Source organism: Dysgonomonas sp. Marseille-P4677 (assembly GCF_016652235.1).
Taxonomy (GTDB): Bacteria; Bacteroidota; Bacteroidia; order Bacteroidales; family Dysgonomonadaceae; genus Dysgonomonas.
The window spans coordinates 1-10,140 of sequence record NZ_JAEPKU010000081.1 but is presented as its reverse complement, the minus strand read 5'-3'; the positions used below and the strand labels follow the sequence as shown (position 1 = coordinate 10,140).

The following is a 10,140-nucleotide window of genomic DNA, read 5'->3' as shown; positions in this document are numbered from 1 at the left end:
CCAGGAAACAAATTTTATGACTCTGCTGTATATACTCTTTATAGAGAATACGATGGAAAGTACTCTTTGCTTGCTGGGAACTTATAATCCCCAGCAAACTAATACAATTAATTTCCCGACCAGCTATCAACTTGCACCATTTCATCCTGTACACGTAAAATATCGGTTACAGCAACCTTAGGGGCAATCTTAATAGATTTAATAGCATCTACCAGAGCATCATTGTCTATCGTGTTCGGACTGCTTATGGCAGGCATCTGTCCGCCTGCTTCAAACATACGGCGAAACGGAGGTTCGTAGCCTTGCGAGGCTTTGGAGAAGAAGCCGTTAATATCTGTAGGCGTAAGCTCTTTACTCTGTGAATTGATATAACGAACCAAGCCTAGATTCTTACTTGTAGATTCACGATTAACGACATATTCGCCGCCTTCTACTTCTATATTTGTACCTTCGATGCGCATGCCTCCTTCCGAGTGACGCTTGCCATTGAGTAGTCCTCCATCCGCAAACTTAGCGAGTTGCTTTGTCATAATACCGATCTGTATAGCTCCGGCTGCTGCAACTACAGCCGCAAGAATAGGTCCGAGGATAGGTCCGTAAGATAATGCTTTGGTTGCCCCCTGTGCAATATTGAATATACCTTCGCCTATGCTTTTTAGCAGTTCGGCCTTGCGCTTAAGTTTTTCTATTTTTTCTTGTTTTTCCTGTTCTTTAGCTTTTTTAGCTTGAAGCTCTCTTTCTTTTGCTTCTATTTCATGCTTTTTAGTTAAACTATCATCTTGTATTTTTTGTTCTACATCTCTTTTTTCTTTTAGTACAGAAATATCTGCATTTGCATTTTCTTTCTGTCTTAATGATATTTCTGCATCAATTGCTGCTATTTCTTGAGCCCTATTTGCATAATCTTGAGTAAACCCCGCATTTTCATTTTTCAATTGTGTCAATTCCTCATCTATCCCTGCAATCTCCGCCTTATATATATTACTAATAGAAGTAAAAGCTGTACTGAAATAGTCGCCGATACTCGTCAACGTTCCTTTCACACTCTCTGCCATAGATTGCATCTTTCCCATATACTGCTGCCACTGAATGAGGTCGAGATCTTGCTCTTTCTTATTGGCTGCTGTTATTGATTGGCTAACCTTTATCAATTCGCTTCCGTAGTATTTTACGGCTTCTGCTTTTTTAGCTTCTATCTCTTTTCTTTTTTCTATATTATCTGCTGCGGCTGCAATCTCTTTATCATATTCTTCAATAACAGAACGCCCATTATCTCTCAGAGCTGCCTGATAATGCTTTAATGCTTCGATAGACATGTCCACTTTTTTACGTGTGGCATCCACATCTATGATTTTCTTTGTTTCTTCGGCCGTTTTTCCCGCTTCGGTTGCAGTTTGTTTAGTTGCTTCAGCTGCTTTCTGATTTGCAGTTTCGGCTTCCATTGCCACTTTGGCAATACCATTCAGTGCACCTTTCGAGAGTCCCAATATCTTCTCTGCCGAAGCCGCGGCTTCGTTGACCATCTTTTTTGTCTTACGCGAAACATGTTTTTCATATACTTCTACATTTTCGGTAAAACTATTATAAAGCTTGTCGTTAAAAGCCTTTGCAGCTGTTTCGTATTCCTTGCTGTTTTTCTTTAACGATTCTTTCAGCTCTTTGTCTACCATCGCAACATTCTCAGCTTTCAGCTTTTCTAACGCAACTATGTCACCTCCCTGCTTTTTGGCATCTTCATATTCGGCTGTAATACGGGCTTTCTTGATTTCGGCTTCCTCTGCAATCAGTTGCTTTCTTTTTTCATAGGCTTCTATTACCTGAGTGGCAGATTTGGCATTTTTGGCTAGTCCTTCTATTTCTGCCTGATTGGCTGTCTGTTTTGCAGCAATGGTTTGCTCCAGTGTTTTGTATGCTTTCTCATTAAGTCCTTGTATCTGCTCCATCGTAAAAGCCATTTTTGACGACTGTGAAGCCAATTCGGCAAAACGCTTTGTCATACCCTCATTCGCTCCATAGAAGGATTTGAAAAGTTCGTCGACGGTCGCTATATATTGCCGTTTAATTGTTTTCATTGCTATTTCGCCCTGCTGCTTGAGTTTATCTCCATTCTCACTCAGATTTTTCAGCTGTTCTTCCACCTTAGAAGATACATTGGGGATTTCCTCTGCCATTTTTTGGATTTGTTCCTTTGCCGAAACAGCTTCTATTTTAATATCCTTTAATTTATCTTTCAGTTTATCTCCACCTTTATCGATAATAATAACTTCAAGTTTTTTCTCTGCCATAGTCTTTTATGGTATAGATAAACCAGCGAAAAAACAATAAAAAAGCCTGAGTAATTCGACCCAGGCTTAATATAAAATAACAAAAATCGCTTAAAACTTATATCCTACACTCAGAGAACCGTTCCTGTTTTTGGATTCCATACCATTCGCAACATTTACCAATCCCCAATCGTATCCTATATTGACCGAGAACTTTCCAAATTCGATTCCCATAGAAGCACCCATACCTACATCAAACCTCCTGATCCAACTATCGAAAGAGTTGTAATCTACGTTAGAGTAACTTCCATATGAGGTAGTCGGATCGTCGTTCCAAACAAAATAGTTTCCTTTCGTCTTTCCTCCTATTCCATATGCGACATAGGGCCCTGCCGAAAATACCAGCTTGGTAGTTTTTCCTATATCTATCTTATGACCTAAATGAATAGGTAATTGGAGATACATCAAATTTTGTGTCACATCCGAATAACTACTATAATATGTATAACCTGAAGAAGACGGATCTACATATGAACTACCGTAACCATAATTGTAAATATAACTGCTGTAAGCCGTCTTAACGCCTTTTGTTGTTAACCCTATACCCGACATCAGATACCAGTTGGGAGCAAGCTGATAATCGACTGTGAATCCGGCATTAAAACCAACCTTACTATCCGAATTTGAAGGATTCGTACTTTCCGATAGGTTCACTCCTCCTTTTACTCCAAAGGTGAACCGAGACTGAGCCGTAGCTCCCGCAGCAATAAATATGCAGATTGCCGTTAGAAAATTTCTTAGAAACATTTTCATGCGTTTTTTAAGATTAGTGTTATTACTCTGTATTACTATAAATTCGTCAATTGGTAAAACGGCAGTCATCTACTCTTTATTATAACACACCAAACTTATACAGGCATACAACTATGAACTTTCTCTAAACAAAAAGAATACAAATCTGTTTCCACATAAGGAATACAGGGTTATTTTACAAATTTCAAAAAGTATATAAATTTAAACATAAAAAAATCCGAATCTCAACAAGATCCGAATTCCATTATATCGAATAATACTTATTTTTTATCGTTCAACAGCTTTTCCAGTAACGCATTTTTCTCCTGCTCTGCTTTAAGCATACGTTCGTACAGTTCCATCTTCGAAGTGTAGAGTTCCACTATTTTATCAATTGGGTTGAAAGAGCAATTGAAATTGTAGAAACCATTATGATTTGTAACGGCTTCGTTAAATGTATTTATATAATTATGCGTGGAATCGTCCGTCATATTCTTGATAGCTTCAACAGGAATTTTCATTATCTGAGCAATCTTATTCAAAACTGTATCATCTATTAGCTCCTTTTGCTCCAAACCAGACACAGCTTGTTGTGTGATATCCAGTTCTATGGCAATGACTTCTTGTTTTACGCCCAACATTTCGCGCAAGCGTTTTATATTATGTCCGTGATGGACTTTCCTGTTCAAATCGGGTTCTATATTCATTCCTTTGCGATTATACTTATAATGTAAGACAAATGTATAGAAAAATAACAACAAAACATAGCCTTTTGTTTTACAATATATTAAGCGTATTATACAAGTATATGTTGTGAAATAAAAGTAAACCAAGAGATTACCTTTACGGGTGAATAGAGGTAATAAAAATTTATTACTCTTTTCACAACACTACTTTACGGGCTGCACTATGTGAATAGTTTCAGCCCGATTTTTTATATCTTTTTGTATTGGTATTTACAAGTCTGAGAACGAAGCTTCTACTTTTACATTCACTGGATACACTCCTGCCCATCTTCCTTCTATTATCTTCTCTTGTCCTGTCTTATCACTGGCTAATACTAATTTATAATTTGGAGTATATATCTGTCAAAAAAACTCAAAACATTTGCCTGCAATAACTGTTTTACTTACATTTACTAATAACAAACAAACACAATGGTAAAACAACGAAGCTATATAAACATGCTTGCCGTAGGTATACTTATCGGCGGACTTATAATGTATCTCTTCGACAATAATGGAAAAGACAACGGCAAAGTAAAAGTTTCGCACAATATGATTGTAGAGAAGATAGAAAATCTCGGCAATCTGGAAGTGTTGCAATACAATATACAAGACCTGATAGAATATCAGAAAATGCGCCAGTGGCTACCTAATGCCAAAACAGCGCTCATAGTGGCAGGCGAGGTGATATGTTGTGTCGATCTTACCAAAGTGAAACCCGAAGATATATACACATCGGGCGATTCGATACGAATAAAGTTGCCTGCACCCGAAATATGTCATGTGAAAATAAATCATTCAGCATCACGCATCTACGATATGCAGTTTGGCCTGTGGGAATCAACCCAAATAGCCGATGAAGCTTATCGCCATGCCGAAAAGCAACTGAAGGCAGAGGCCATGAAATTGGATATGGAAAGTAAAAGCCGAGACAATACAGTCAACCTATTACGGCCAATACTGGAAGCCATGGGCTTCGAACATGTACTCATCACCTTTGATGGAGGAAAAAGCTATCAGGAAAAATCTTTTTGATAGAGAAATCTATATTCCTCCAACAGTTTTACGTCTTATTGACGCATCAAACAATATTTAACATTCAATAACATTGTTTTCGCGAACATTTTGAATTCTATCATGTTCTAGGTACGTAGTTTTGTAAAGTTTGTGTTAAGGTTGAAGAGGTCTGCGATGTGATATTGCGGCCTTTTCTTTTTCGTTTATATTACCGAAAAAGGAGGGAAAAGCTCTTAAAGCCTCCCTCCTCACGCACTACCGGATCGATCTCCTAATCCCGAAAGTAAAAGCCACTATCAAATTTCGGCTCCGGACTACAATGATTTTCAGGCAGCCACAACGGATAATCTATACTGTTTTTGCTCAAAAATCCGACAAGCTGCGCTTTGAGCAGATCGGCATCATTTTTTACCCATTGGCGCAATTGAGCGAGATCTTTTATATCGATCCCTTTACTATTCTCACTCTCGCGAATGGTGATTCCCTTATTGACAATAGTAGCCCAATGAAAAGGCAAAGCCTGATAAACTGCATAGAAAGAAAGTGCGGGAGCAATTTTTAATATCAAATTGCTATTCACTTCCGATAGTGTATTAGATGCTATCTGGGCACAAAGTTCAGACATAAGCATTTCTCCCAGCACATTCGCAATGTGAAGTTCCTGAGCAATGCCGATATAAGGTACAAACTCGGTAATATCGGTATTGGATGTTACCGGTGAATGCTGTTTAAACAGTTTTTCGTTTATTAAAGGTAGTTGAGTCATATTATCCATCTTTTTATGATATAGATAAATATGTTTTTTTGTGATGAAAAATCATACATAAAACAAAATTCCTATTATATCCCTAATTAATAAACGCATAAATTATCATTTGTTAATGCAATAAAGTAACTCGTTTATTAGTTTTATAATAAATACGATACCCAGTTTTAATTAAAACATTACCTTTATAAATTATTAACCTTTAGATAAATATATCTATGAAAACAAAATTTACACTATTTTTTGTCCTTACTTTAGCAGGATGCCTGCTCACAGTAGTTTCATGTAAAAAAACACCTCCATCTCCTCCAGAATACATTGTAGAAGGAAATGTAAGCGAATCGGCAAATGGCAAAGTTCTGTATCTGATGGATTACAGCCTCAGAAAAAATCTGGACAGTACAGTAGTAGACAGCGGCAAATTCGTATTCAAAGGAATTGTAGATACTGTCAGATACTGCCGCATTAACGTAGATCGTGAATATGCCAACCTCATTCTGGAAGGAGGAAAAATCACCGTCGATTTTGAAAAACATAACGCATCGGGCTCTCCTCTCAATCAAGTATTGTCCGATTATAATCAACAAAAAGATAGTTTGATGAAACTATCTTATCAGCTATACACCCAAATGAAGGAGCAAGAAAAAGACCCGCAACGGCTTAAAGAAAGGCTAGACAGTGCAAACGTTTTGTGGATGTCGGTATACTATCAGACACTGGACCGTGCACTAGATGCAAACACAAACAATGTGATAGGGATGATAGTGGCGAGTGATCTGGCAATGAGCGCTACTACCGGTAAGATGGATACAGTATTTGCCAAACTGAGTAGTGATATAGTAGGACTGCAAATGGTTCAAAGATTGAAAGATAGAAACGAATTACTAAAAAAGACTGCCGAAGGAATGATGTATACCGATTTCACAGTAGAACAACCTGACGGAACAAAAAAATCTCTGTCTGACTATGTGGGTAAAGGTAAATATGTGTTAGTAGACTTCTGGGCAAGCTGGTGTGGACCTTGTCGTGGCGAAACTCCTAATATGAAAGAAATATATAGCAAATATAAGGGTGATAAATTTGAAATAGTCGGTGTCGCTGTATGGGACAAGCCGGAGGATTCGAAAAAAGCGATAGAAGAAGATAAGACTACATGGCCGCAGATACTTAACGCACAGGAAACTGCTCAGAAATTATATGGAGTAAACGGTATACCTCATATTATGCTGATAGGGCCGGATGGCACGATTGTGGCTCGCAATCTGCGAGATAAAGCAATGATAGCAAAAGTAGCGGAAGTATTGAAACAATAACAAAGCTTAGTTTAAATAACCAATGAGATAATATAAAAAAGGTTGACCGAGAAATAAGAATGTTTCTCGGTCAATCTTTTTATATGTAATTCATCTATAACGATGCTTTACCGTCGGCTGCCAGATCTTTAACTATATCGAGATCATCTATTACCAGTTTTTTATAACCATTATTTACAGTGAATATACTAAGTGTATCTAATATCTTGCGACGAAGCTGATGTATCACAGTCCGATTGTAAAGCACATACGAATTGGTGATCTCATTAGCATTTCCACTCAGATTGCCCGACCCTGAAAGGCCCGCTAATGTAGGAGATGTGAGACGATGTGCCGAAATGATTTTCTGAAAAATAATCTCATCCACATTATTGTACAGGTCTGCATTGCCACTGGCTGCATAGGATGTTACAACAGGCTTTACCTCCTGGCTCTCACCCCACAAAACAACAATGCTGTTTGCACCGTTAGTCCCGGCATAACTATTTTCTATGTCGCGCTGAAACTGCTCCTTCTGCTCGTCGGCAGGATTGCTAGGCATGGTGATAATAGTAGAAGGTACAAAGCCATTATTGATCGAGTTTCGATAAAATTTGCCCAGCAACCCGTCAGCCTCGATATAATTCAACGCCGAGTAATACTGCGGAACTGGATAATAATCGAGACTTGGTTCGTAATCTCGATAATAAAACAAATAAGGTACTCCCTTTTGCATTTCTTCCGATCCATAAGCTTTTATCTGTACAGGAGCATGCTTGCCATAAGTTTTGCGCCAATCGTTAGACAGATAGAAGCTAAGGTAAGCACCAAATTCGTTAGTCTCCCCTATCCTGATTTTACTGAAGTCGGTATGATAAAGGCTCACAGTCTTACCATTTTCGTTGAATATCACTTGCATGCAATATCCGCCAAAGGTTACATAATCTTTGGCTATTTTCTCAATCAACTGATCCCAATCATCGTTTGGATTAGGTTGCCCATAGTATTCATCATCTTTTACTCCTGTGCCACAGATATAAGTGACTTTGTTATCGATTACAGCTTTGTTTATCGCCGACTCATTATTGAGTGCTATAATCCTCTGAGGCAACAGATTGTCGCTATCGTAACTTATCCATCCTTTTGTGTTACGGCTAAAGGTAGGGTACGATTTACCCGATTGAGACAATTTGATTACTGCATAGTTCATATTTTTCTTTTTTTGCATTGATGTTTTTTTAGTGTATAGATAATTATCAAACAATGTGATGAAAATGGAAAAGAAAAACTAAACAATTAAATTTAGCAAACAGGATATACATTCACTATCGGCTATATATGGGAACAGGGTTTATAAATAAATTATAAACCCTGTTTTCTATTATTGAGTGTTACAGCTACTGCCTCTTTATTTGGCAGCAGCAAGTGCAGGTTGGTAATTTGGTTCTTCTGTTATTTCAGAAACCAATTCTGTATATTTTACTTTACCTTCGGCGTCGATAACTACAACCGAACGAGATAATAATCCTTTTAGCGGGCCATCCAGCAAGAGTATTCCATAATCTTTAGCAAAATCTGCATTTCTAAAAACTGACGCAGGTACTACATTCTCGATACCTTCTGTAGTGCAAAAACGTCCTGCAGCAAAAGGTAGGTCGGCCGAAACAGCCAGTATCACTGTATTTGACAGATTTGCAGCTTCTTTATTGAATCGGCGTACCGATGCGGCACATGTACCGGTGTCGAGGCTTGGGAAAATATTTAATATCACAGTTTTACCTCTAAGGTCTTTTAGTGATACTTCCGAAAGATCATTTTTCACTAATACAAAATCAGGTGCTACTGAACCCACTACAGGCAGTTGTCCGCTAGTGTTTACTGTAATGTCTTTTTTGAATGTTACTGTTGCCATAATTTTACTTTTTTAGTTATAAGGTCTCAAACCTTTTTATTTTATTCTTTGATTATTATCTGCTCACCGATTTTCGTTTTAGTCAGTTTTGTGGTGGTATCCAATATGAAGTATATTTATCATATTCAGGGCCGAACGAAAAGACTATAATAAAGAAAACAAGCTTACAGAGCGTTTTGTTTATTTATTATATAGAGTTTTTTAATAGCAGGCTTTATGCAATTTCTATAAGAAACTCTTTTTTAGGATGACGCACTTTCTTCATATTTACCAACCAATCGTTTTCCTGATCGCGATATCCTAAGGGCAGCATAGTCACACTTTTCAGCCCCAATTCTTTCAATCCTAAAAGATTATCGAGAGCTTCACTGTCGAATCCTTCCATCGGAGTAGAATCTACATGCAGATCGGCAGCCATAGCCATAGCAAACCCAAAAGCTATATATGCCTGACGGGCAGTATGCTCGAAGTTAGTGTTCGCCGGACGGTTCAGATAGCTTTTTTTAAGGCGATCGGTATAGTCTTTATAACGATTTGGCTCTTGTCCTCGATCTTCGGTTGTATATTTATAGATGGTATCTATACGGTTTTCGGTATAGTTGTCCCATGCAGCAAATACAAGTAAGTGCGAACCTTCAGCCACTTGTCGCTGATTGTAAGCAATAGGTACAATCTTTTCTTTGAGTTCCTGATTTGTAATTTCTATTATCTTAAAAGGTTGCAAACCCGACGATGTAGGTGCCAGCCAAGCAGCTTCTATTATTTGGTCCACTAATTTTTGATCTACTTTTTTGGTAGGGTCAAATTTTTTAGTGGCATATCTCCATTGTAATGTATCTATTAAATTCATTGTGTATAATTGAATATTAATTGTTTGATTGATTATTTACCCTGTCTTATATTATTACAAGTTACAGCTAATATTTTATTTATTTGTTCACGCATCTGCTCAAGTTCCTGATCGGTCATATCCAGATGTTGTTTCATCATAGGAGGAATTACTTCGGCCTCTTTTTCGAGACTTTTTCCTTTCTCGGTAATGCTGATTTCTACAACTCTTTCATCTTCATCCGAGCGATTCCTTTTCAATAGTCTATTGGCTTCCATACGTTTGAGAAGCGGTGTCAGTGTTCCACTATCGAGAAAAAGTAATTCTCCCAATCTTTTTACTGTAGCCGAATTATGCTCCCACAATACCATAAGCACCAGATATTGAGGATATGTAAGTCCCAACTTATCGAGATAAGGACGATACAATGCTGTTATTTGCCTCGATAAGGCATATATAGGGAAGCATAGCTGATTTTCGAGTTTCAAATTTTCCTTCATTATTATATTTACAAAAATTATATTGTGTAAAATTAAATAGTAT

The 10,140-nt window shown here is 37.6% G+C and carries 10 protein-coding genes; 2 read left to right on the top strand and 8 right to left on the bottom strand.

All coding sequences use genetic code 11. The features are described from left to right. Positions 1-107: 107 nt before the first annotated feature. From JGH11_RS13385 to JGH11_RS13375, 3 genes are all read right to left on the bottom strand, one after another. Positions 108-2,285, bottom strand: coding sequence for a hypothetical protein (locus JGH11_RS13385; RefSeq protein WP_201112610.1), 2,178 nt, complete (start codon positions 2,283-2,285; stop codon positions 108-110). 90 nt (positions 2,286-2,375) lie between these two features. Next, positions 2,376-3,071, bottom strand: coding sequence for a porin family protein (locus JGH11_RS13380; protein ID WP_236263988.1), 696 nt, complete (start codon positions 3,069-3,071; stop codon positions 2,376-2,378). 266 nt (positions 3,072-3,337) lie between these two features. Next, positions 3,338-3,763: a helix-turn-helix domain-containing protein gene (locus tag JGH11_RS13375; RefSeq protein WP_201112608.1), complete on the bottom strand. Its 426-nt coding sequence runs from the start codon at positions 3,761-3,763 to the stop codon at positions 3,338-3,340. A 450-nt stretch (positions 3,764-4,213) separates the two neighbouring features. Between JGH11_RS13375 and JGH11_RS13370 the strand changes: the two genes are divergently transcribed. Next, positions 4,214-4,816, top strand: a complete 603-nt coding sequence (locus JGH11_RS13370) for a DUF4230 domain-containing protein (protein ID WP_201112607.1) — start codon at positions 4,214-4,216, stop codon at positions 4,814-4,816. Between the two features lie 253 nt (positions 4,817-5,069). Here JGH11_RS13370 and JGH11_RS13365 read toward each other — a convergent pair whose 3' ends face one another. Continuing rightward, positions 5,070-5,573, bottom strand: coding sequence for a DUF6712 family protein (locus tag JGH11_RS13365; RefSeq protein WP_201112606.1), 504 nt, complete (start codon positions 5,571-5,573; stop codon positions 5,070-5,072). Between the two features lie 209 nt (positions 5,574-5,782). Between JGH11_RS13365 and JGH11_RS13360 the strand changes: the two genes are divergently transcribed. Continuing rightward, positions 5,783-6,877 carry a TlpA disulfide reductase family protein gene (locus tag JGH11_RS13360; protein ID WP_201112605.1) on the top strand — a complete coding sequence of 365 codons (1,095 nt, stop codon included), beginning with the start codon at positions 5,783-5,785 and terminating at the stop codon, positions 6,875-6,877. A gap of 94 nt (positions 6,878-6,971) precedes the next feature. On the opposite strand, the gene JGH11_RS13355 is transcribed toward JGH11_RS13360, so the two are convergent. From JGH11_RS13355 to JGH11_RS13340, 4 genes are all read right to left on the bottom strand, one after another. Beyond that, the gene (locus JGH11_RS13355; RefSeq protein WP_236263987.1) at positions 6,972-8,084 is read right to left on the bottom strand and encodes a phage portal protein; all 1,113 of its coding nucleotides are present in this window, start codon (positions 8,082-8,084) and stop codon (positions 6,972-6,974) included. Positions 8,085-8,264: 180 nt separating this feature from the next. Next, a complete protein-coding gene (tpx, locus tag JGH11_RS13350) occupies positions 8,265-8,768 on the bottom strand; it encodes a thiol peroxidase (RefSeq protein WP_201112604.1) in 504 nt (167 codons plus the stop codon). A 214-nt stretch (positions 8,769-8,982) separates the two neighbouring features. Further along, the gene (locus JGH11_RS13345) at positions 8,983-9,618 is read right to left on the bottom strand and encodes a nitroreductase family protein (RefSeq protein WP_201112603.1); all 636 of its coding nucleotides are present in this window, start codon (positions 9,616-9,618) and stop codon (positions 8,983-8,985) included. A 32-nt stretch (positions 9,619-9,650) separates the two neighbouring features. After that, positions 9,651-10,097 (bottom strand): MarR family winged helix-turn-helix transcriptional regulator, encoded by a 447-nt coding sequence (locus JGH11_RS13340; protein ID WP_201112602.1) that lies wholly within the window; start codon positions 10,095-10,097, stop codon positions 9,651-9,653. Positions 10,098-10,140 lie beyond the last annotated feature (43 nt).